This is a genomic window from Pandoraea pnomenusa (assembly GCF_040391475.1).
In the GTDB taxonomy this organism is placed as follows: domain Bacteria; phylum Pseudomonadota; class Gammaproteobacteria; order Burkholderiales; family Burkholderiaceae; genus Pandoraea; species Pandoraea pnomenusa_C.
Genome location: NZ_JBEBXS010000034.1, coordinates 17,144 through 39,198, shown reverse-complemented (window position 1 = coordinate 39,198; position 22,055 = coordinate 17,144). Strand labels below are relative to the sequence as shown.

General features: G+C 63.7%; 18 protein-coding genes. 8 read left to right on the top strand and 10 right to left on the bottom strand.

The features are described from left to right. Window positions 1-3: 3 nt before the first annotated feature. Together ABWO90_RS23255 and ABWO90_RS23250 are read right to left on the bottom strand one after the other, a co-directional pair. Window positions 4-504, bottom strand: a complete 501-nt coding sequence (locus ABWO90_RS23255; RefSeq protein ID WP_353193596.1) for a flavin reductase — start codon at window positions 502-504, stop codon at window positions 4-6. Between the two features lie 64 nt (window positions 505-568). Next, a complete protein-coding gene (locus ABWO90_RS23250; RefSeq protein ID WP_353193595.1) occupies window positions 569-1,933 on the bottom strand; it encodes an LLM class flavin-dependent oxidoreductase in 1,365 nt (454 codons plus the stop codon). 239 nt (window positions 1,934-2,172) lie between these two features. On the opposite strand from ABWO90_RS23250, the gene ABWO90_RS23245 reads away from it, so the two are divergent. Beyond that, window positions 2,173-2,739: a helix-turn-helix domain-containing protein gene (locus ABWO90_RS23245; protein WP_353193594.1), complete on the top strand. Its 567-nt coding sequence runs from the start codon at window positions 2,173-2,175 to the stop codon at window positions 2,737-2,739. A 106-nt stretch (window positions 2,740-2,845) separates the two neighbouring features. On the opposite strand, the gene ABWO90_RS23240 is transcribed toward ABWO90_RS23245, so the two are convergent. Continuing rightward, window positions 2,846-3,544 carry an HAD family hydrolase gene (locus ABWO90_RS23240; protein ID WP_353193593.1) on the bottom strand — a complete coding sequence of 233 codons (699 nt, stop codon included), beginning with the start codon at window positions 3,542-3,544 and terminating at the stop codon, window positions 2,846-2,848. Between the two features lie 376 nt (window positions 3,545-3,920). Between ABWO90_RS23240 and ABWO90_RS23235 the strand changes: the two genes are divergently transcribed. From ABWO90_RS23235 to ABWO90_RS23215, 5 genes are all read left to right on the top strand, one after another. Then, window positions 3,921-4,907, top strand: a complete 987-nt coding sequence (locus ABWO90_RS23235; RefSeq protein WP_353193592.1) for an ABC transporter substrate-binding protein — start codon at window positions 3,921-3,923, stop codon at window positions 4,905-4,907. Next, the gene (locus ABWO90_RS23230) at window positions 4,904-5,818 is read left to right on the top strand and encodes an ABC transporter ATP-binding protein (RefSeq protein ID WP_353193591.1); all 915 of its coding nucleotides are present in this window, start codon (window positions 4,904-4,906) and stop codon (window positions 5,816-5,818) included. Before ABWO90_RS23235 ends, ABWO90_RS23230 begins: the two co-directional genes overlap by 4 nt. Window positions 5,819-5,841: 23 nt before the next feature. Beyond that, window positions 5,842-6,594, top strand: coding sequence for an ABC transporter permease (locus ABWO90_RS23225; RefSeq protein ID WP_353193590.1), 753 nt, complete (start codon window positions 5,842-5,844; stop codon window positions 6,592-6,594). Window positions 6,595-6,607: 13 nt separating this feature from the next. Continuing rightward, on the top strand, window positions 6,608-7,354 hold the full coding sequence (locus tag ABWO90_RS23220; RefSeq protein ID WP_353193589.1) for an ABC transporter permease: 747 nt from the start codon (window positions 6,608-6,610) through the stop codon (window positions 7,352-7,354). Between the two features lie 107 nt (window positions 7,355-7,461). Continuing rightward, a complete protein-coding gene (locus ABWO90_RS23215) occupies window positions 7,462-8,544 on the top strand; it encodes a S1C family serine protease (RefSeq protein WP_502922686.1) in 1,083 nt (360 codons plus the stop codon). A 60-nt stretch (window positions 8,545-8,604) separates the two neighbouring features. Here the strand turns inward: ABWO90_RS23215 and ABWO90_RS23210 are convergent, their stop codons facing one another. From ABWO90_RS23210 to ABWO90_RS23190, 5 genes are all read right to left on the bottom strand, one after another. Continuing rightward, on the bottom strand, window positions 8,605-10,443 hold the full coding sequence (locus ABWO90_RS23210) for an SLC13 family permease (protein ID WP_353193588.1): 1,839 nt from the start codon (window positions 10,441-10,443) through the stop codon (window positions 8,605-8,607). 42 nt (window positions 10,444-10,485) lie between these two features. Beyond that, entirely contained in the window at window positions 10,486-11,961 is a 1,476-nt protein-coding gene (locus tag ABWO90_RS23205; RefSeq protein WP_353193587.1) for an alpha/beta hydrolase, read from the bottom strand. Between the two features lie 54 nt (window positions 11,962-12,015). After that, window positions 12,016-13,302: a phospholipase A gene (locus ABWO90_RS23200; protein ID WP_353193586.1), complete on the bottom strand. Its 1,287-nt coding sequence runs from the start codon at window positions 13,300-13,302 to the stop codon at window positions 12,016-12,018. 1 nt (window position 13,303) lies between these two features. Further along, window positions 13,304-14,494 (bottom strand): arginine deiminase, encoded by a 1,191-nt coding sequence (locus tag ABWO90_RS23195; protein ID WP_502922687.1) that lies wholly within the window; start codon window positions 14,492-14,494, stop codon window positions 13,304-13,306. Window positions 14,495-14,600: 106 nt separating this feature from the next. Further along, a complete protein-coding gene (locus ABWO90_RS23190; RefSeq protein WP_502922685.1) occupies window positions 14,601-16,028 on the bottom strand; it encodes a basic amino acid/polyamine antiporter in 1,428 nt (475 codons plus the stop codon). 293 nt (window positions 16,029-16,321) lie between these two features. On the opposite strand from ABWO90_RS23190, the gene ABWO90_RS23185 reads away from it, so the two are divergent. Next, entirely contained in the window at window positions 16,322-17,740 is a 1,419-nt protein-coding gene (locus ABWO90_RS23185) for a basic amino acid/polyamine antiporter (protein ID WP_353193583.1), read from the top strand. A 42-nt stretch (window positions 17,741-17,782) separates the two neighbouring features. On the opposite strand, the gene ABWO90_RS23180 is transcribed toward ABWO90_RS23185, so the two are convergent. Together ABWO90_RS23180 and ABWO90_RS23175 are read right to left on the bottom strand one after the other, a co-directional pair. Beyond that, window positions 17,783-19,900 (bottom strand): c-type cytochrome, encoded by a 2,118-nt coding sequence (locus ABWO90_RS23180; protein WP_353193605.1) that lies wholly within the window; start codon window positions 19,898-19,900, stop codon window positions 17,783-17,785. 215 nt (window positions 19,901-20,115) lie between these two features. Further along, a complete protein-coding gene (locus ABWO90_RS23175) occupies window positions 20,116-21,042 on the bottom strand; it encodes a LysR substrate-binding domain-containing protein (protein WP_353193582.1) in 927 nt (308 codons plus the stop codon). A 101-nt stretch (window positions 21,043-21,143) separates the two neighbouring features. On the opposite strand from ABWO90_RS23175, the gene dkgB reads away from it, so the two are divergent. Further along, window positions 21,144-21,953, top strand: a complete 810-nt coding sequence (gene dkgB, locus ABWO90_RS23170) for a 2,5-didehydrogluconate reductase DkgB (protein ID WP_353193581.1) — start codon at window positions 21,144-21,146, stop codon at window positions 21,951-21,953. The last annotated feature ends 102 nt before the right edge of the window (window positions 21,954-22,055 follow it).

The window sequence follows — 22,055 nt, the reverse complement described above, 5'->3', positions numbered from 1 at the left end:
TCCTCAGGCCGCCGCCGCTTGCGCGACCATTCCCACGCGGTGGAAGCCGCGTGCGAAGTAGATCAGGCCGTCGAGCGCGTCCGTCGTGCGTGCAGCCTTCACTTCACAGAAGAAGACCGTGTGCGTGCCGACTTCGGTGACCGACGCCACTTCGCAGTCCAGCGCGCTGACCGCGCCGTGCAGTGCTGGCGCGCCCGTGGTCATGCGATCCCAGTCGCCGCTGGCGAAGCGCGCGTCGATCGACAGATCCTTCTTGGCGAACTGCATGGCGATATCGCGTTGATCAGCGGAGAGGACATTCACGCACAGGCGGCCGTTCTCACGCATTACCGCGTTGTTGCGACTCGCCCGGTTGATGCACACGAGCAGCGTGGGCGGATCGTCCGTCACGGAGCACACCGCCGAGGCGGTGCAACCGGCCAGCCCCGCAGGGCCGTCGGTCGTGATGACATTCACGGCAGCGCCCAGGCCTGCCATGGCTTCGCGGAAGATCGCTTGGTCCATCGTGGTCTCGTCCATTTCCATTCCCTCGCTCGATTCGTGACAGATGCCAGACTGGCGACAACGCTTACTTGGCGAGCGCGCGATACTGCGCGGCGCTGTGCGTTTGCGGCAGACGGTCGCGACCGAACAGCTTCTGGCGATAGGTGCCGTCGCGATACGACGTCTTGTAGGCGCCGCGTTCCTGAAGCAGCGGCACGACGAGGTCGATCATGTCTTCGAAGCACTCGGGCACGACCGTGCGCGACAGGTTGAAGCCGTCGATGCCGGTGGCTTCGCTCCATGCCATGAACTGGTCGGCGATCTTCTGCGCAGAGCCAACCCACGGCTGTTGACGGCTGCCCAGCACCATCTGCTCGAGCAGCTTGCGGCGGGTCCATTGCGGACCGGCGGCGCGCGTCATGGCCGTCACGTTGGATACGATGGCCTGGCTCTTGCCGGTGTCGATGGGCTCGTCGATGTCGTACTTCGCGAAGTCGATGCCGAGCGACGCGGCGGCGTGCGCCAGCGCGCCTTCCGAACTCACGTAACGACGATACTCTTCAAACTTCTCCTGTGCCTCGGCATCGGTGCGGCCGACGATGGGCGTGGCGCCCATGAACACCTTGACGTCGTTGGCATCGCGTCCGAACTGCACGGCCTGCGCGCGAATCGTGTCGACGATCTCCTTCACGCCGTCCATCTTCTGACCGTTCACGAACACGCACTCGGCGTGCGTGGCGGCGAACTGGCAACCGCGTGCCGACGAGCCGGCCTGATACAGCACCGGCGTGCGTTGCGGCGACGGGGCGCTCAGGTGCATGGCGTCGACCTTGTATTGCTTGCCGTGGTGATGAATGACGCGAACCTTCGACGGATCGGCGTAGATGCCGCTGGCACGGTCTGCCACCACGGCGTCATCGTCCCAACTGCCTTCCCAGAGCTTGTAGACGAGCGACATGTACTCGTCGGCCAGGTCGTAGCGGTCATCATGGGCAATCTGCCCTTCGATGCCGATGGCGCGTGCAGCACTGTCGAGATAGCCGGTCACGATGTTCCAGCCGATACGACCGCCGGTCAGATGATCGAGCGTCGACATGCGGCGCGCGAACAGGAACGGCTGCTCGTAGGTCAGGTTGGCCGTCACGCCGAAGCCGAGGTGTTGCGTGGCAGCCGCCATCGCGGGGATCAGCATCAGCGGATCGTTGACCGGCACCTGCACGGCGTTGCGCAGCGCAGCGTCGGCATTGCCGCCGTAGACGTCGTAGACACCGACCACATCGGCGAAGAACATCCCGTCGAACAGCCCCTTTTCCAGCTTCTTCGCGTAGTCCACCCAGTATTGCAGCTCGCTGTAGCGCGCCGACTGGTCGCGCGGGTGGGTCCAGAGACCTTGCTGGATATGACCCACACAGTTCATCTCGAACGCGTTAAATCGGATTTCACGGGGCATGTCGACTCCTTGTCTGCAACAAAATGGTGACGGGCACAACCGTCGTTGCCGTTTACTATAGTAGACGTTTGACTACGATCAAAATTGTTTCACATGAGGGTTAACGCGAGGACTCGGTGGGTGATGCTTGCGGTACGGCGCGTCGGGAAGGTTGATGTGGCGGGCGCAGGCACGGTTGAGCGCGGACATTGCAAGGGGCGACTTGTATAATTTCCGCAACTGAATCTCTGGACACAGGCATGCCTCCCCCGATGGTCGATCCCACCCCCGCGATTTCCCAGCGCATCCGTATCGAACGCGAGTCCCGTGGCTGGTCGTTAGGCGACCTCGCCGATCGTTCCGGCGTGTCGAAGGCGATGATCAGCAAGATCGAACGCGGTGCGGCGAGTCCGACGGCCGCGTTGCTGGGCCGCCTGTCGGGCGCGTTCGGATTGCAGTTGTCGATGCTCCTGTCGCTGGCGGAGCAGTCGGGCGAGCGGTTGAGTCGCGGTGCGGACCAGTTGGTCTGGCAGGATCCGGAAACCGGCTATCTGCGCCGGGCTGTGTCACCGCGCAACGGCGGCATGCTGGAGTTGCTGGAGGTGACGCTGCCGGCGGGCGTCAGTGTGTCGTACCCGTCATCGGCGTTCACGTTCCAGCATCAGCAGATCTGGGTGCGCCAAGGCACGCTGACGTTCGTGGAAGGGGAATTGACGTATCAACTGACGGAGGGCGACTGCCTCCAGCTCGGGCCGCCCGCTCCGTGCACGTTCACCAATGCCGGCAAGCAGGATTGCGTGTACGTCGTGGCGCTGGTGCGGCGGTAGTCCTCGCATCAAGTGCGACAGATACTTCGGCCGCACGAAGCGAGATGGGTGCGGAACGCGACGACGACGGATGCGACAGCAGCCACATCGGTCATCGCGAGCCCGCTCACGCTACGTCTGCAGACGCTTGCGGCGTCGGCGACCGCATCGCGCGCACGAGGCTGGCCACCTCGCCTACGTGAGACTTGACGGCCATTTTCCCTGCCTCGGCCCACCCCGCGTGCGACGTGGTGCCGGTCACCATCCCGATGAACCCCGTCCCGGCCTGCGCCGCCGCTTGTGCATCCACCGCGTGATCGCCAACATAGATCGCTTCTGAGGCAGTGAGATTCAGCCGGCCAAGCGCCTGTGCAATCCCCTCCGGGTCCGGCTTGTGACGTTGCACGTCCTCGCCGCCGATCACCACGTCGACCTGCTCGCGCAGGCCTGCCACCGTGAGAATCGCGTCGATGCGGTGACGGAATTTCGTCGAGACGATCGCCACCGACAGGCCTTCCGCGCGCAGATTCGCCAGCAAGGCGGGGACTTCGGGATAGATACGCGTCGACTGCACCATGATGGCATCGGCACGCGCCACGAAGTGCTTCACGAACGCCGCCGCGCACTCGGGATCGGCGTCGTTGCTCAGGGTCTGGAACATCATCGGCAGCGACAGGCCGATGACCGCGCGAATTTGCGCAGGCGTCGCGTCGTGGCATTCGAGATGTCCGAGCGCATATTGCGTGCATTCGACGATGGCGTCGGAGGAGTCGGCCAGCGTCAGATCGAAGTCGAAGATGACGGCCTGAATCGAGGAAGCGTGCATGCGATGTGATGTTGTCGTGGTTTGTCGCCGTCCATACTAATCACGATTACGGTCGCGTGCACGTCCTCTCTTCCCCCTTCGAACAGGCACCGCCGGTCCAACCCGGCGCGAAACGGCAAAATGCCGCATCATGTGAGCCTCTGACACTAAGTTGCGGGTGCCGTCGAGCGGCGCGCCACTCGCACGGGGGGCGCCTGGCGCCGCAAGCGCGCGTTTGGCGCATATGACAATGGCCTCGTCCCGATTCGCCATAATGTGCCGTCTCATGGCGCAAATCCTGTCTCTGAAGTGCGCCGGCAGCGTATGATCGAGCGCTTTGCGCTATTTCGTTCCCGGCGCGCACCGATGCGCCGGCTGGTTTGACCCGGAGTCGATGATGAAAAGGCTGTTCCCCCTCGTTCAACTGTTCGCACTGGCCAGCGCCCTGTTCATGCCCGCCGCGCGTACGGCCCACGCCGAGGAAATTTCCGTGACGCAGTGGGGCAGCAGCCTGTACGGGCTGCCCTACGCCGTGGCCCTGGATCGCGGACTGTTCAAGAAGGCGGGCATCGACATCACCGGCATTCTGAGTTCGGGCGGCGGCGGCACCACCGTGCGCAACATTCTGGCGAGCAAGACACCTTATGGCGAAGTCGCGGTCTCCGCCGCGCTCGCAGCCGCGCGTCAGGGGCTCGACATCGTGATCGTGAACACCGGAACGCGCAGTGTGGCCGAAGCATCGATGGTCACGATGCCCGACAGCCCGATCCGCTCGCTGAACGATCTCGTCGGCAAGAAGGTCGCCATCACGTCGCCCAAAAGCGTGTCCGAGATGCTGTTTCTCATGGTCCTCCGCGAGAAAGGCATCGACGCCTCGAAGATCACGCGTGTCGCCTCGGGCGGCTATGTGAACGGCATGACGATGCTCGAGCAAGGCGCGGTCGCCGGTGCGGTCGCCATCGAACCGCTCTCGATCCTGCGCAAGTCGAAATACCGCACGCTCTATCGCGCGGGCGACGTGCTCAAGCCCATGACCACTTCGGTCGGCATCACCACGCGCGCGTTCGCGCAATCGCATCCCGACACGCTGCGCGCGATCATTGCCGGTCGCCGCGCGGGCGTGGACGCCACCTACGCCGACCCGGCCGCCGCCGCAAAACTGCTGGCGGTGCAGTTCAAGCTGTCGCCGGAAGTCGCGAAGGAAGCCGTGGACAACATGGTGCAGTCGCATATGTGGAGTCAGGGACAGTTCGACCGCACCGAACTGGATCGCGTCGCCAGCGGCCTCAAGCTCATCGGCGAGATCAAGGAAGACGTCGACTGGGCGAAGCTCATCGATTCGCGCTTCCTGCCCGCGGACGTCCGCGCAAAGGGTCAGCTATGACATCGCAGTGCCAGAACTCGCACTTGCATCTGGTCGATGGCACCGGCACGTCGGGCACCGGACGCGAACCGCATGCGGTGCTCTCGGGCGTGACGAAGGTCTTCGACACGCCTGACGAAAAGACCTCCCGAAAGGTGAAGATGCAGGCGCTCGGCCCTGTCGATCTGACGCTTCGCCGTGGCGAGTTCTTCTCCGTCGTCGGCCCGTCGGGCTGCGGCAAGTCGACGTTGCTCGAACTGATCGCCGGGCTGGCCGCGCCCACCGCCGGCACCGTGCAATTCGAAGGCAAGCCGGTGACCGGTGTTCCCGATGGCGTAGGTGTCGTCTTTCAGGAAGATGCCTCGTTCCCCTGGCTCACCGTGCGCGAGAACATCGGCTTCGGCCTTCGCATGGCCGGTGTCGACGGTACCGAGATCGCCCGTCGTGTGGATTACGCACTCGGTTTCATGGGGCTGCGTGACTTCGCGAATGCGCGTCCGGCGCAGTTGTCCGGCGGCATGCGTCAGCGCATGTGTATCGCACGCACGCTGGTCATCGCCCCGCGCCTGATCCTGCTCGACGAACCGTTCGGCGCCCTCGACCAGCAAACGCGCATGCTCATGGGCGACGAATTGCTGCGCCTCTGGCGCGAAACGTCAGCCACCGTGCTGCTGATCACGCACGCGCTCGACGAAGCCGCAGTGCTCTCCGATCGCGTGGGCGTGATGTCGTCGCGTCCGGGACGCTTCATCGACATCATCGAAACCGGCTGGGATCGCCAGCGCGACAGCCGTGGCGTTGCCGCGCCGCGCTTCGGCGACATCACCGCGCGGTTGTGGGAAACCCTGCGCGACGAGTCGCTCAAGGCCATGCAGGCGGGCGAGCCCTCGCGCGACGGCGGTGCACGCCGTCCGGGCATGCGCGGTCGTTGAGCCCCGAGTACGAAAACGTTGTCATGATTCACGCCGAACGCCTCATTCGCACGTGTGTTGTCGCAGGACTGATCCTGATCGTCGAAGGGTTGTGCCGCACCGGCACGATTCCGGCGCCGGTCATGATCGCCCCGAGTGCGATGGCGCTGCACGCCTTCGATGTCCTGCGCGAAGGCCGCTTCACCCACGATATCGCCACGAGCTTTGCGAGCATCGCCATCGCGGCGGTGAGCGCCGTGGCGCTCGGGTTCGCTGCCGGACTCGCGATCCATGCGATGCCCGGCGTGCGTCGCGCGTTGGAACCGCTCATCGCGAGCTACTACGCCGTACCGACATTCGCGTTCTACCCGGTCTTCATCGTGCTGTTCGGCGTAGGGGCGCTGCCGATCATCGCCATCGCCACGCTGCTGGCGGTCGTCTCGATGATCACGGCAACCATGACCGGCCTCGATCGCATTCCCCGCGCGTTCTCGAAAACGGCGCGCACGATGCGTCTGACACGCTGGCAGACCGTCTGGCACATTCAATTGCCTGCGGCCCTGCCCTATCTGTTCAGCGGTGTGCGGCTGGCGGTGTCGCACGCGTTTATCGGCGTGATCGCCTCCGAATTCATTCTCTCCGGTTCGGGCATCGGCTACGCCATCAGCTACGCCTACAACAACTTCGAGAACGCCGACATGTACGCGCTGATGCTCATGGTGCTGGTCACCGTGACACTGGTCAACGCCTTGCTCAACCACGCCGACGCGCGCTTTGCGGCGCGTCGTCGTCGCTGAAGCGGGGACCTGCATGGAAATGAAGAAAGCCAATCCGCTCGGCACGCTCGCTGTCCTGCTGGGCCTCATCGCCCTCTGGCAGGGTGTGCACATGGTCAACAACGCCGCGCTCGGCTCGCCGCTCACCACGGCGCAGGGGCTTTGGCAGATGATGGGCACGGCGTCGTTCTGGCTTGATGCCGCCGAGACGGGGCAAGCGCTGCTCTACTCGCTGGCCGTCGCCATCGTCGGCGGCATTGCGCTGGGACTGATATTGGGCGCGAACCGCCTTGCCGCGAACGTGGCCGAGCCGATTCTCGTCAACCTGTACTCGCTGCCGAAGGTCACGCTATATCCGTTCGTGCTGCTGATCTTCGGGCTCGGTCTCGCCGCCAAGGTCGCTTTCGGTGTCATGCACGGCCTGATCCCGATCCTCGTCTTCACGATGAACGGCATTCGGCAAATCCGGCCCGTCTACTTCCGTGCCGCCCATGCGATGCACCTGTCGCGCCGTCAGATCGCACTGCGCGTCGTGCTGCCCGCCGCACTGCCGGAAGTGTTCTCGGGGATCCGGCTGGGATTCTCGCTGTCATTGCTGGGGGTGTTGATCGGCGAGATGTTCGCCTCGCAAAAGGGGCTGGGCCATCAGCTTGCCAACGCCATGAATCTCGGCGACATCGACACGATCATGGCCGTGGCGCTTTTCCTGATGCTGTTCGCGCTGGCGGGCAATGCGCTGCTCATGCGGTTGAGCCGACGTTACCGCACCGTCTCCGTCTGAACCACGCCACTCAGGGATTTCTTAAGGCTCGCTTAAGACTTGCGGCATAGGATGCGAACTCCCAAGGTCATCCTGACCTTTTTGCAACCTCGCAATCCGCAAGCATCATGGGCATCAGTACGTATCGTCACGGCCGCGTCGCCGGCAGTCTCCTCGGCATCGCGCTTGCCGGATCCCTCCTCGTGGGCCCCGGATTGGCGAGCGCAGCCGAGACCAGCGGCCCGGCCTCGCGCGCCGGTGCAGGTGCCAGCGCGCAGGCACCCGACTTCGCGTCCATCGTGTCGCGCTACGGCCCGGCCGTGGTGCATATCGACGCCATCAAGGGCCGGCTGTCCGATGGCGGCAAGGCCGCCAGCCTCGGTTCCGGCTTCATCATCAGCCAGGACGGCTTTGTCCTCACCAACAACCACGTCGTCTCCGGCGCGGATCAGGTTCTGGTCAAGCTCGCCGACGGCCGCAAGCTTCCCGCGCGCGTCATCGGCACCGACCGCGCCGCGGACGTCGCCGTGCTCAAGATCTCCGGTAGCGGCCTGCCCGCCGTGAAGATCGGCGATCCCGCGCAAAGCCGCGTGGGCGAATGGGTTGTCGCCATCGGCTCGCCTTACGGCCTGGACAACACCGTGACGTCGGGCATCATCAGCGCAAAATCGCGCCAGATGTCGGAAGACAGCCCGGTGCACTTCATCCAGACGGATGTGCCGGTGAACCCCGGCAACTCGGGCGGTCCGCTGTTCAACCTGAAGGGCGAAGTCATCGGCATCAACTCGATGATCTATTCGCGTACCGGTGGCTATCAGGGCCTGTCGTTCGCCATTCCGATCGACGAAGCGATGCGTATCAAGGAGCGCATCGTGCGCGGTGGGCCGTCGCAAGGCCAGGGGCCGGATCAGGGCCTCACGCGTGTGTCGAAGCCCCGCCTCGGCGTGGCCGTGCGCCCGCTGTCGGACGACGAAGCCGACAGCCTCGGCATCGACGCGGGCGTGCTGGTGCAGGAAGCTTCCGGCCCGGCAGCGAAGGCGGGTATCCGCCCCGGTGACGTGATTCTCGGCGTCAATGGCCGAGTCGTGGAAGATGTCGAGCACCTTCGCGCGTTGATCAACGCGTCGCCGGCCACGGCGTCCATCGCGATCACGCGTCGCGGCGAGACGGGCACAGTGCGCGTGCGCCTCGCCGGCACCCGCACCGAGTGATAGCGCACGCTTGCGCCATGCGCGGCGTGCAGGCGTCGCGTCACGCGCGACGTCAACCGCTCACACGTGCCAGAACAACGGCACAAGCACGACGCTGATCGCCCCGGCGATCAGCGCCATCGGCGTGCCGATCTTCACGAAGTCCCAAAGCTTGTAGTTACCCGCGCTGCTCACGAGCGCGCTGACCGGCGTGGCAATCGGCGAGATGTAAGCGGCACTCGCCGCAATCGCCACCGTGAGCGCAAACGGATACGGCGACAGGCCCAGGTGTTCCGCCATCGTGATGGCCACCGGCGCCATCAACACGGCCGTAGGTGTACTCGACACGACCGTGCCGATCACCAGCGTCAACGCGAACACGGCAGCAATCAGACTGTGCACGCCCCACTCGCTGGCCACGTGCACCAGTGCGTCAGCCACAATGTCGATGCCCCCCGTGCGTTGCAGCGCAATCGAGAACGGCAGCATGCCCACGATCAACACGATCGTGCGCCAGTGAATGGCGCGGTACGCCGAGTCTAGCGTGATGCAGCCCAGCAGCCCCATCAGCAGACACCCCGTCAGCCCGGCGAGGACATTCGGGACGCTGGGGGTGAGCATCAGCGCGACCACCAGCGCGAGACATCCAATGGCCTGGATCGCCTTGTGCGGCGCGGGCACCGACGACTCGCTCTCGATGGGCATCGCCAGACACACCAGATCGTGTTCCACCGACTGCATGGCGAAGATGCTGTCCCACGTCCCGATCACCAACAGGGTGTCGCCGACCTTGAGGCGCGTATCCTGCAACCCCTTCTCGACCGGACCGTCCGCGCGACGCAAACCCACCACCGTCACCCCGTGACGATGCAACGCCGACTGGCTTACCACACCGCCCACGAGACTCGAGTCCGGCGGCACGATCACTTCCGCCATGCCGACGTCTCGCGTCTGATCCATGAAGTACGCCCCCGACATCGACAGCTCCAGCACGAGGTAGCGCGCGCAGAAAGCCCGCACGTTGAACGACTCGGCATCGGCGTCGAGCAGCAGCACGTCGCCTACGGCGATGGTTGTCTCCGACGTGCCGAGCATCACGACCGCCCCCATGCCGATGCGGCGTTCCACCGCAACCACATGCGCGCCACGGTCGGCGTCGTCGTCATCGTCGTCGTCGAGATTGAAACTGCCCAGCGTCTGCCCGACCAGCGGTGAGTTCACCCCGACCTTCAGCCAGAAGGCACGTCCCGCCAGTGAGTAGCGCTCGATCCAGTCCTGCATGGTCGGCCGTTGCTGCGTTTCCGTCTTCGTCTTGTGATTGAGCCATCGGCTCGCGAACAACATGTAGGCGATGGCGGCCACGAGAATCGGCACCCCGACAAAGGAGATGCCGAAGAAGCTGAATCCGTCGTAGCCGCGATACACCAGCGCACTGTTGACCACCAGATTCGACGTCGTCGCCACCAGCGTCAGCATGCCGCTGGTGAGCGCCGCCACGCCGACCGGCATGATGAGGCGCGTGTGCGCGATGTTCGACTTGCGTGCAATGTTGAGCACGATCGGGATGAAGATCGCGACGACCGCCGTCGAGCTCATCACCGACCCCATGATCCCGATGATCACCATCAGCAGCACCATCAGTCGCTGCTCGTTTGAGCCGCCACGTTCCATCAGGAACTCACCGAGGTGGTGCGCCACGCCCGTACGCACCAGGCCATCGCCAATGACGAACAGGGTCGCGATCAGGATGAAGTTCGGGTCGGAGAAGCCCGCGAGCGCCTGCGGCACCGACACAATGCCCAGCGCAGGGAGCGCCACGATCATGATGAGCGCCACGGCGTCGGCGCGCGGGCGTCCGATGATGAACATCACGACGGCGCTGCACAGCAGGCCGACGGTAATCAGAAGGTCACTTGGCACGGTACGGTACGTCGCGTGTTGGCGAAGAGGAAGCGGTTGCGGTCAATGCGGCGCGGCGCCGGTCAGGTTGTCGACGTATTGCGCCATGAGCGGATAGAACGGATTCGACGACAGACGCAGGAAGGTGTCGGAGCCGATCACGAGAAAGCCGACTTCGCCGCGCACGGACATGGCGCCGAGATGCACGCCGAAATCTTCCGGCTCGTCCGGATGCAGGCCGTACAGCGTGTCGGACATCGGGAACGGCAGCGCCACATGCGAGAGCGAGAAGATCTCGCCCGGATACTGGTAGGGAATCGGATTGACGACGGTCTCGGTAGCGCCCGCCTCGGTCACCTGCGCGACCATGTTCGGCGAGTCATTGCTCGCGTTCGTGATGACCGTCGTGCGGTAGGTGCGCGGCGGCGACGGCAGCAGACGCAGCATGGCGTCGGACGCGGCGGCCCGGAAGAACGGCGTCATCTTGGCCGAGCGGTTGATGTCGAACAGCACCAGTTCGCTGCCATTGGCAGGTAGATGCTGATACAGCGCGGTGACTACGGCACGCGTGCTCACCGTGAAATCGAGGACCGAATGGAATGTCAGTACCGGCGGAAGTCGGCCGTCGAGCACGCCATCGCGCGACATGCGCGAGATCTGCGACTGCAAGGCCTGCGTCAGCGCAAACGACTGACGTGCGCCGTTGACCGGAAACGAGTTGTACTTGAACGGGTTGAACTCCGGCACGATGCCGAGCCAGGCCGCTTTCGCAAACGGCGGCAGGAACGCGGGCAACGCGGCCAGCCCGGCGAAGCGCGCGAAACGCGTGATGCCGATCATCGGCGAGATCAGCAGCAGCTTGTCGGGACGGTCGAGCTTGTCGTCTTCCAGTGCGTCGAGCGCGAACTGCATGGCCAATGCCCCGCCGTTCGAGAATCCGACGAGATGCAGCGGTGCGGGCTTCGGCACGAGCGTGCGCGCCTCACGCACTGCCAGCCGCGTGGCCGCACGCCAGTCTTCCCACGTGGCGTCGGTCAGCCCGGAAGGCACGGTGCCGTGCCCCGGCAGACGAATGCCGACGACCGCGAATCCGTCCTCCTGATAGCGCCTGCCGATGTGCCGCAAGCTGTAGGGAGAATCGGTCAGGCCATGCAGGAGCACCACCACGCCGCGCGGCGTGCCCTGCGGCATGAGCGTGTACGAACGGTTCCAGTCGTGTGAAAAATGCGGCGGGTAGATGGCGCTTTCGGGGTTGAAGCGGTTGCTCAGCACCCGCTCGCCGGGGGGCAGCTTCGCGCTGACGTGCTGGCGCACATCGTCGAAGAGCTCGTTCTCGTGAGCGATGTATTGCGCCCAGGTGGCGTGGTCGATCTCGGACGCATGCCAGTCGGGCGGCACGTAGGTGTGCCAGAGCGAGAGCGACGGGCCACGCTGCGTCTCGTAGATGCGCAAGACAAGGAATGTGGCCAAAACCAGCAGCAGCGCAATCAGAAGGCGCTTGCTCCACTTCCAGAACCCACCGCGAGATTTCGCTTGCATGACAACTCTCGACTCTCTGTGGCGACCGTTGATCGTGAACCGTCCCCGCCGATGCTACCTCGAGACGGCAAAGCCGATACGCGCTATCCAGCGATGCTTGTTGTAATCGAGAATGTCTTCTCCATAGCCGTTGAAATAGCCGACCCAGATGTATCCCCCCCAAGCACTCGAAATGAGTTTGGCGAGCGGATAAGTGAATTGCGTGTCGATACTGCCCTTGCCTCCCTTCATCCCCTTGCGCAGGGTCGCGGCAAGCTGCCAGCCGTCGTTGCTGCCGTACTTCAGCAGCAGGTCGACGTAGCCGCGATAATCGGCAATGTCGCTGTTCTCGTCGGCTTTGTGCTCGTACCAATAGATCTTCGGTGCGACGGTCAGGTAATTCGCGTTGAGGTCGCCAAACTCGAAGATCGGTTTGACGAACAAGGTATCGATGCCGCGCGAATCCGGCCCAGCCTTGCCATTCGACTCATGCTCGTAGCCGCCCTCGAACCCCATGCGCGTGAACCAGCTCGTACGCCAGCCGGTGTCGGCCACGTAGTAGAACAGCGCCGGTTTGTAGCTGGTATCGCGGAATGGCGCCGAATACTCGCGCATGTCCCACAGTGACACCTGCGTGTAGCCGAAGTAAATGTTGTCGGTGAAACGACGCGAGCGCGGATCGTCCGGCATGATGAACCGGAACTTGATGCTGACCTGGAACTTGGCGAGATTCTCGCCGTGCGAGCCAAAGCCATCGGCAAAGTACATCGGCTCGTAGCTCGACAACCGTCCGCCCAGGAACGTGCCGAGGTCGGATGCCCTGGGCGGTGACGGTGAAATCGGCACCGTACCGTCATTGCGTGGCGACGTGGCGTCCGTGGGTGCGGCCGCCGTCATCCACGACGACGATGGCGAAGTGTCTTCGGCTACCGGCGCACCGTCCTTCATACGTGTGAGCAGCACCACGGACGGCGAGACGTCCGTGTCGGGTACATCGATTTTCAGCAGGCCGCGTGCCCACTCGGGCCAGGCTGCGCTATACGAAACGGCCTTCATTTCGCCGGGAGCGAGCGCCACTTGCGCGGGTGACGACGTATCGCGCGTCAGGGCAACGCGTCGCGGTGCAGCCTCGCCGTTGGTCAGCGTGACGGTCAGCTCCGCCGGAATCTCGCCGGTAAAACCGTTCGCGTCGCCCGAGTAGACGATGGTCACGACCAACGGCTGGTCGGAGCGAGCCTCGCGCGGCGGCCGCAACACGGACATCGCGGCATAGGCAGGTATGACAAGGGTGGCGAAGGTGGCGAATGCCGCCACCCTCGCGACGGCGCGAAGCCTGCGCCCCGAACGCCGTAGGATCGTCATCTCAATAGTCCACGGGATCGCGAATGATCGGGCACGTCATGCAGTGACCGCCGCCACGGCCGCGGCCGAGTTCCGCACCGACGATGGTGATCACCTCGATGCCTGCCTTGCGCAACAGCGTGTTCGTATACGTGTTGCGGTCGTAGGCGAACACCACGCCCGGCGACGCGCACACGAGGTTGGCACCGCTGTCCCATTGCGTACGCTCGCGCTGGTAATCGCTACCGCCCGCCTCGACTACGCGCAGCTTCTTGAGATTCAGCGCGCTCGCGACCACGTCGACGAACGGCTTTTTCTCGGCGCGAAGCTCCACGCCCGCAGGGCCGTCGCTCGGCCAATAGGAGAACGTGCGTGTCTTTGCCATGAAGTCCGGGGCCGTGAGCACGCAATCGCGATCCGCGAAGGTAAACACCGTGTCGAGGTGCATCGCGGCGCGAATCTTGGGCATGGCCGCAACAATCACGCGCTCGGCGGCACCGCGCTTGAACAGTTCGTTCGCCAGTTGGCTGATCGCCTGGCGCGACGTGCGCTCGCTCATGCCGATCAGCACGGTCTTGTTGCCGATGGGCATCACGTCGCCGCCTTCGAGCGTGGCCAGCCCGTGGTCCTGCGTCGGATCGCCCCACCACACATTGACCTTGCCGGCGAAGTCCGGATGGAACCGGTAGATCGCCGTGGTCAGGATCGTCTCTTCATGGCGCGCCGGCCAGTACAGCGGATTGAGCGTCACGCCGCCGTAGATCCAGCACGTCGTGTCGCGCGTGTAGAGCGTGTTGGGCAGCGGCGGCAGCAGATACTCTGTCGCGCCGGCGGCCTCGCGCACGACCTTGAGCGCCGCGCCTCCGTGAGTCTCGGGAAAGTCGTGAATCGACAGGCCGCCGAGCAGCGTCTCGGCCAGCTTGCGGTTGTCGAGCCCTTCGAGGTAACTGCGCAACTCGTCGATGAAACCGAGACCGACCTGATTCGGCACCACCTGATTGTCGAGAATCCACTGCTTGCCTTCAGGCATCGCCACGGTCTCGGCCAACAGGTTGTGCATCTCCACGACTTCTACACCGCGATCGCGCATTTTCGTGACGAAGTCGAAGTGATCGCGCTTCGCGTTGTCGACCCACAGCACGTCGTCGAACAGCAGTTCGTCGCAATTGCTCGGCGTCAGACGCGAGTGCGCGAGCCCGGGCGCACAGACCATCACCTTGCGGAGCTGGCCCACTTCCGAATACACGCCAAACGGGCTGGCGTTTGCGTCTGTCTGCTTCTTGCCGCCTTTCGTCTTTGCCATGTCGATCTCCGCTCGTTCAGATGGTCATGGCACCGGTCGCCATTGCCACGACCCCGGCAACCGCAGCCACCACCGCCACAATGAAGATGCCCCATTCGATCGGGGTTTCGAAAACCTTGAGCCCTCGCTCACGACGTGCCCATGCGTAAAGCACCGTGCCCGGCGCGTACAGGATGGCGGAGAGCAGAATGAATTTGACGCCGCCCGCCACGATCATGAAGAGCGTGTAGACCACCGCGATGACGGCGAAGGTGAGGTCGCGCCTGCGGTCGTCTGCGCCGGCGGCGTAGCCCTCTCCACGACGCGAAATCATCCAGCCGTATGCCGCCACCAGCAGATACGGAATCAGCGACATCGAGCTGGTGAGGTTGAGCATGAGCGAGAAGGCGTCACGCGAGAAATACGTGCTCGCCACCAGCAACTGCACAATGATGTTCGTGATCCACAGGGCGTTGGCCGGCACGTTGTTGGCGTTCTCTTTCGCGAACAGCGAGGGCATGTCGTTGTTCTTCGCGGCAGCGAACATCACTTCCGCGCAGATCAGCGACCAGGCGAGATAGGCGCCGAGCACCGAGACGATCAGGCCGATACTCACGAAGATGCCGCCCCATGGCCCCACCACGCTCTCGAGCACGGCCGCCATCGACGGCTGGCGCATACCGCCAACGTCGCCGCGAGGCAACACCGCGAAGGGCAGCATCGACACGAGCACCATCAGGCCCGTCACGCCGGCGAAGCCGGCAATCGTCGCGTAGCCCACGTCTTCGCGCTTCTTCGCATAGCGCGAATACACGCTCGCCCCTTCGATCCCGATGAAGACGAACACCGTCACCAGCATGGTGGCGCGAACCTGCTCCACGATGCCGCCCGCGTCCACCGACGCCGACTGGATGTTCAGCCGGAACATGTCGGCCTTGAAGGCGAAGATCAGGATCACGATGAACACGAGAATCGGGATGACCTTCGCGAACGTGACCACGGTGTTGATGAACGCGGCCTGCTTCACGCCACGCAGAATCAGGTAGTGGAACAGCCAGATCCCGACCGACGCCGTGCCGATGGCAATGAGTGTGTTGCCATCGCCGAAGATCGGAAAGAAAGCGCCCAACGTGGATTTGATGAGCACCCAGTAGGAGACGTTGCCGATACAACTGCCGATCCAGTAACCGAAGGCCGACAGGAAGCCCGGGTAGTCGCCGAAGCCCGCCTTCGCGTACATGAAGACGCCGGCGTCCATGTCCGGCTTTTTCTGCGCGAGGAACTGAAAGACCCGGGCGAGCATGTACATGCCGACACCCGCGATACACCACGCGATGATGGCGCCCACCGGTCCGGTGGCATTCGCGAACGTTCGGGGTAACGAGAAGATCCCGGCCCCTACCATCCCGCCCACCACCATGGCAGTGAGTTGAGTACGGGACATCTTGAGTTCGTTATTCGTCATCTGCGACCTCGCAATCTGGGGGAAATGCGCTAAGTCGAAACCGAATGAAACGCCCTGCTGAACCGTTGAAATGCCGTTTGTGTCGTTTCGCTGCCGACGGATGCGGAGCGGGGAATGAACGTGTTAACTTTCAAAGCCCGTATCGCGATGGAACATGTTGCGGAATACGGGCCTATCATGCACGGTGAAATCTTTGCGGGGAACCGGAGAAACCCGGCTTCCGAAGTTTTCAGAAGGCAATGTAGCATGCATTGTTGGAAAAATGAGCATTCGAGCGGCGCGAGGAGACAAAAATGAAGTCGTCCGACGAATCGAAAGTCTCGCTTCCTGTGCTGTGGGCCATTGTGGTCGGCTCCATGGTTGGCGCAGGCATTTACTCACTGCCACGCAATTTCGGCATGTCGACCGGGCCCGTGGGCGCGATCATTTCGTGGTGCATTGCGGGCGGCGGCATGTTCATGCTCGCGCGCGTCTTTCAATACCTTGCAGAAGTCCGGCCGGACCTGGATTCAGGCATTTTTGCCTACGCGCGCGACGGCTTCGGCGATTACGCCGGTTTTATTTCCGCCTTCGGCTACTGGATGGCCGGGTGCTTCGGCAACGTCTCCTACTGGGTACTCATCAAATCCACGCTGGGCGCCTATATCCCCGCCTTCGGCGACGGCAATACCGCCATCGCCATCGGCGTCTCGTCCGTTGGGATCTGGTGCTTTCACCTGATGCTGCTGCGAGGTATTCGCCAGGCCACGCTGATCAACTCGATCGTCACCGTCATCAAAATCCTACCGATATTCGTTTTTATCGGAATCCTCATTACCCGGATCGATCCCGATGCCTTCTCGTTGAATATTGCGACAGCCGAAACAGGACTGGGGACCCAAGTGGGTTCCACCATGCTAGTCACGGTATTCGTCTTTATCGGGATTGAAGGGGCGAGCGTTTACTCCCGATACGCGCGAACGCGTGAGGACGTCGGCAAGGCGACGCTGTTCGGCTTCGCCTTTGTCCTGTTGCTGCTGGTCCTCGTGACGTTGTTGCCTTACGCCGTACTGCCGCAGTCCGAGCTTGGCGTCATGCGACAGCCATCGATGGCCTCGGTGCTGGGGGCGGTCGCAGGCCCGGCAGGCGTGGCGTTCATTTCCGGCGCACTGATCCTGTCGGTATTGGGCGCGTATCTCGCGTGGTCGCTGATCTGCGCGGAAGTGATCTACGCGACCGCGCTCGCCCATGCGATGCCGAAGGTCTTTGCGCGGGTCAATGACAAACAGCTGCCGGTCAGCGCCGTCTGGTTGACGTCTTGCGTGGTGCAGGCGTTTGTCGTGAGTACCTATTGGTCGACCGACGCATTCTCGATGATGCTGCGCATGACCAGCACGATGGCGCTGATCCCCTATCTGCTGGTGGCGCTCTTCAGCCTGAAGGTGATCCGTGCCCGTGCCGCCGCCAACGAAGACAACCCGGGCGTCAGGCGGCGGCTTTATGCCATCGCGATCGTCGCCACGATCTACACCGCGTTCCTGCTCTACATCTGCGGCATCGACCTGCTGTTGCTGTCAGCGCTGTTGTACGCGCCGGGCAGCCTGCTCTACGCGTGGGCCCGGCACGAGCACGGAAAGTCGTTCTTCTCCGTGCCCGAGTGGTGCGCCTTCATCGGCGTGATCGCGGCGGGTGGCGTGGCCCTGTTCCGCATGGGCTCGGCGGCGTTCGCCTGAGGGCGCGACACCGCACGCCGCCGCACGTCACATCAGGCCGCGTCAGTACCGCGCGTCTGCCGGCTTCTTGTCTTTGGGCCAGTCGTTCGCCTTGCCCGCGAAGTCCGGACGCGGCTGATGCGTGAAGTATTCCGCGACGTCCACGGCTTCCTGATCGGTCAGCCCCCCCTGCCCGAGCGGGAAGCGGCCATGGAAGGCGATCGGCATGTTGCGCTTCACGAACGCGGCCGCCGTGTAAGTTCGGGCCATGCCGGCGCCGATGTTGAACGAATCGTCACCCCACAGCGGCGGGTAGGTCCATTCGCCGCGTGCGTTCTTCACGCCTTCGCCGTTCTCACCGTGACATAGTGCGCACTGGGCCGCGTAGATGCGCTTCCCATTGACGCTATCGGGCACGATCTTCTGGCTGATCTTGCCGATGCCGCGTCCCTCCACCTTGCCTTCGGGCGAGGTCTCGGCGCGCATCCAGTCGAAGTACGCCACCATGGCCTTCATCTCCGTCGACTCGAGCGGCAGCGGCTTACCATTCATCGAGCGGTTGAAACACCCGTTGATGCGCTCTTCGATCGTAATGACCCGGCCCGAGCGGGCGATGTACGTCGGGAACGAAGCCGACACGCCGACATACGGCGATCCATCGGCGACGGTACCGGCGTTCAGATGGCAACTGGCGCAGTTCAACGCGTTGCCGACGTTGCGCGGCAGCAGCGTGCGCGTGTCGATGTTGAGCCGTGCGCCCAGCACCAGTTGAGACGCATTGGGCGCCGCCAGCATGTCGGCCAGTCGCGGTGTCACGAACGTCGAATTGTCGATCTTGACGTCGAGCTGCTTGCGCATCTTCGCCACCATTGCACTCGTCACCGGCGGCGACCCTGCGCGTCCCCAGGCGGTACGCGCAAAGGTCAGGATGTCGGCAATTTCGCCGTCGCCGAGTCGCGAGAAGCCCGGCATCGTCATTACGCGCGGATGAGCGGCGGTCTTCGGCGACGCCCATCCCGTGAGCATGATGTGCACCAGCGTGGAGGCGTCCGCCGACTGCAACGCCGGGTTGCCGGCCAGTGGCGGGAAGACGTTCACGACACCCGCGCCGTCGGCACGGTGGCAGTCCACACAGAATTGCAGGTAGCCGAGGCCGCCACGGGTCGTATAAAGCCCCACGGGCTCATGTGCGGCACTGACAGCCATCGTCGTACCCGGCACGATGTCGGGCGCGGGAACAATGTTCACTGCGCCGTTGCGGGCCACCGTCATCGGCTTCTCCACATCGGAGACCGGCAGCGACTTCAGGTAGGTGCCGATCGCCAGCAGGTCTTCCTGCGTCATGTACTGCGTGCTGTGCTGCACCACGTCAACCATGTTGCCCGACACGGTGCCGTAGTCGTTGCGGCCGGTCTTGAGCATGCGTGCGGTTTCCTGCGGCGTCCAGAGATTGCGCAGACTCAGCGCGCGCCAGTGCTCCACCGTCTCGCCGGACAGGAAGAATTTCCCGTTGCTGCCGGCATCGCTCATCGCCTTTTCCTGGAAGCCGACCCCGCGCGGTGTGTGACAGGCACCGCAATGGCCCAGCCCCTGCACGATGTACGCGCCACGGTTCCATTCCACGCTGTTCGCTTCGTTCTTCACGAACGGTGTATTGTCGAGGAACATCCAGTTCCACATCGCCAGACCCCAACGCTGATTGAAGGGGAAGCCCAGACCCAGCGGCCGGTTCTCCTGACGCACGGGCGTCACCCCCTTCATCAGATAGGCATAGAGGTCGCGCATGTCCTGCGGCGTCATCTTCGCGTAGGACGGATAGGGCATGGCCGGATAGAGGTTGTGGCCGTCCGCAGCGACGCCCTTTCTCATCGCCTTCTCAAACTGCTCGAACGTGTAGCGACCGATGCCCGTGTCGGGGTCCGGCGTGATGTTCGTGGAATGCAGCTCGCCGAATGGCGTCTGCAACGACAGGCCACCGGCGAGCGGCTTCGACTTGTCGCCCGTGTGACAGGCAACGCAGTCGCCCAGGCGAGCCAGATAGCGACCCCGAATGACTTGCGCCCGGGTGGCGGCGTCCATGTCGGCGGGGTAGTTCTGCGGCAGATCGTCGATGATGACGGACGATGCGGCGTTGGCGGGCACTGGTTCGGGCGTGGCGGCTTGCGAGATGCCGTGCCCCATCGTCAGGGCGAAGACAACCGTCGCGAACGCGCGACGGACAAAGGCTGGTCGGTTGATTTTCATCGTGTGCCCGCGGGGGAAGGGCGATATTGTTAGTATGGCGAATCAACCATATCACGATGATTTTTCCGGCAATTGATCAAACGCAAACGTTCAGTCCGGAAATCGGGAACGCGTCACCACAGGATGAGAATCGCGTGGCAATCCTGCAGACATCATCCGGACGTCCACGACCGCCCGGGCGCTTTTGACACCGTGGTATCGAGTGCCTCCACCAGATAATCGATGAACGAGGCGATACGCGCGGAGATGGCAGTATTCCGGTAGTAGACGGCCTGAATCGGCTGACGCACCTCCTGCGTCTGACGGCTCAGGATCTGCACGAGGCGCCCGGCTTCTCGATCGCGCACCGTCATGAAGTCCGACAGGCTGACGATGCCCGCGCCGTCGAGCGCCAGTTGCCGCAACGTCTCGCCGCTCGACGCCGTCACGTCCGGTGCGATCCGGTACGGCGCGCCGTCGGACCCCGGTATCGGCCAGTCATTGAGCGATTCCGGCTCAGTGAAGCCGAGCAGCGTATGTCTGGCGAGATCTTCGACTTTACGCGGCGTACCGTGCGACGCCAGATAGGCCGGACTCGCGAAGAGCCGCACGCGGCTGTGGCCGATCAGGCGGCTATGCAGCGTGGAGTCCTTCAACCGGCCGATGCGGATCGCAACGTCGGTGCGGCGCTCCAGCAAGTCGATGATGCCCTCGTTACTGTTGAGTTCCAGTTCCACCTCGGGATAACGTTGCCGGTAGCCCTGCACCAACGGCACGATCACGTGCAGCATGAACGGCGTTGCGGCGTCGACGCGCAGTCGGCCCGACGGCTTTTCGCGCCGCATGAGCATCTGCTCCTCGGCGTTCTCGACCGAATCGATGATCGTGCGCGCGCTCTGCAGGAACGCCTTGCCTTCCTCGGTGAGCGCCAGTCGCCGTGTCGTGCGCCGCAGCAGCGTGGTCTTCAGCTTCTCCTCCAGCCGCCCCAGCGTGCGGCTCGTAGCCGACACCGTCAGGCCGAGCTGCGGCGCCGCCGCCGTGATCGACCCCGTGTCCACCACGGTAGCAAAGGCCTGAAGCTCATCGAGGGTGATCTTCATTGTTGATTTGAAATCAAAATAATTTCGTTTATAAGCGACTTTTTCATCAAAAGTAAAGCGGGCAAACTGCGACCGACTTTCCCCATTCAAGGAGCTTCGTCATGAGCAACATTCCCGCCTTCGGTCTCGGTACGTTCCGCCTGCAGGGGCAAGCCGTCATCGACTCCGTTCGCAACGGCATCGATCTCGGCTACCGCGCCGTCGATACGGCGCAGATCTACGGCAACGAAGCCGACGTCGGTCAGGCGATTGCCGAGTCCGGCGTGCGCCGCGACGAACTGTTCCTCACCACCAAGATCTGGGTCGAGAACTACGGCAAGGACAAACTGGTGCCGAGCCTCGAAGACAGCCTGCGCAAGCTTCGCACCGATTACGTCGATCTCACGCTGATTCATTGGCCGGCGCCCGGCAACGGCGTATCGCTCGACGAATTCATGACCGCGCTGGCGGACGCGAAAGCCCGGGGCCTGACGCGCCAGATCGGGGTCTCGAACTTCAATATCGACCTTACGAAGCAGGCGATCGCGGCGGTCGGCAAGGAGAACATCGCGACCAACCAGATCGAGTTAAGTCCGTATCTCCAGAATCAGAAGCTCGTCGCGTTCCTGGCGCAAGCGGAGATTCGCGTCACGTCGTACATGACGCTGGGCTACGGCAAGGTGTTGGGTGATCCGGTCATCGGTGAGATCGCCCGGCGCCATCGAGCCACACCCGCGCAGGTGGCACTTGCATGGGCGCTGCAACGTGGCTTCTCCGTGATCCCGTCGTCGACCAGGCGAGAGAACCTCGCGAGCAACCTGCTGGCGCAGACGCTGCGCCTGACAGACGATGACATGGCGCGAATCGGCGCGCTGGAGCGCAATGGACGCGAAGTCAGCCCTGAAGGCCTCGCGCCGGCGTGGGACGAATGACGGTTTGACGGGCACGTCGCCGCCAGCCGGTGGCGGCGTGCGCGCGTGGCCCGAGTCGCTCGCATGCCCGCTCCCGCATGCCGAACATCGAGGGCTGCACGA

Coding starts and splice junctions, on each gene's coding strand:
- dkgB (WP_353193581.1), top strand. CDS start 21,144: ATGAGCAACATTCCCGCCTTCGGTCTCGGTACGTTCCGCCTGCAGGGG.
- ABWO90_RS23235 (WP_353193592.1), top strand. CDS start 3,921: ATGAAAAGGCTGTTCCCCCTCGTTCAACTGTTCGCACTGGCCAGCGCC.
- ABWO90_RS23245 (WP_353193594.1), top strand. CDS start 2,173: ATGCCTCCCCCGATGGTCGATCCCACCCCCGCGATTTCCCAGCGCATC.
- ABWO90_RS23190 (WP_502922685.1), bottom strand. CDS start 16,028: ATGACGAATAACGAACTCAAGATGTCCCGTACTCAACTCACTGCCATG.
- ABWO90_RS23225 (WP_353193590.1), top strand. CDS start 5,842: ATGATTCACGCCGAACGCCTCATTCGCACGTGTGTTGTCGCAGGACTG.
- ABWO90_RS23175 (WP_353193582.1), bottom strand. CDS start 21,042: ATGAAGATCACCCTCGATGAGCTTCAGGCCTTTGCTACCGTGGTGGAC.
- ABWO90_RS23200 (WP_353193586.1), bottom strand. CDS start 13,302: ATGACGATCCTACGGCGTTCGGGGCGCAGGCTTCGCGCCGTCGCGAGG.
- ABWO90_RS23195 (WP_502922687.1), bottom strand. CDS start 14,494: ATGGTCTGTGCGCCCGGGCTCGCGCACTCGCGTCTGACGCCGAGCAAT.
- ABWO90_RS23185 (WP_353193583.1), top strand. CDS start 16,322: ATGAAGTCGTCCGACGAATCGAAAGTCTCGCTTCCTGTGCTGTGGGCC.
- ABWO90_RS23230 (WP_353193591.1), top strand. CDS start 4,904: ATGACATCGCAGTGCCAGAACTCGCACTTGCATCTGGTCGATGGCACC.
- ABWO90_RS23220 (WP_353193589.1), top strand. CDS start 6,608: ATGGAAATGAAGAAAGCCAATCCGCTCGGCACGCTCGCTGTCCTGCTG.
- ABWO90_RS23205 (WP_353193587.1), bottom strand. CDS start 11,961: ATGCAAGCGAAATCTCGCGGTGGGTTCTGGAAGTGGAGCAAGCGCCTT.
- ABWO90_RS23255 (WP_353193596.1), bottom strand. CDS start 504: ATGGACCAAGCGATCTTCCGCGAAGCCATGGCAGGCCTGGGCGCTGCC.
- ABWO90_RS23250 (WP_353193595.1), bottom strand. CDS start 1,933: ATGCCCCGTGAAATCCGATTTAACGCGTTCGAGATGAACTGTGTGGGT.
- ABWO90_RS23240 (WP_353193593.1), bottom strand. CDS start 3,544: ATGCACGCTTCCTCGATTCAGGCCGTCATCTTCGACTTCGATCTGACG.
- ABWO90_RS23215 (WP_502922686.1), top strand. CDS start 7,462: ATGGGCATCAGTACGTATCGTCACGGCCGCGTCGCCGGCAGTCTCCTC.
- ABWO90_RS23180 (WP_353193605.1), bottom strand. CDS start 19,900: ATGGGGCACGGCATCTCGCAAGCCGCCACGCCCGAACCAGTGCCCGCC.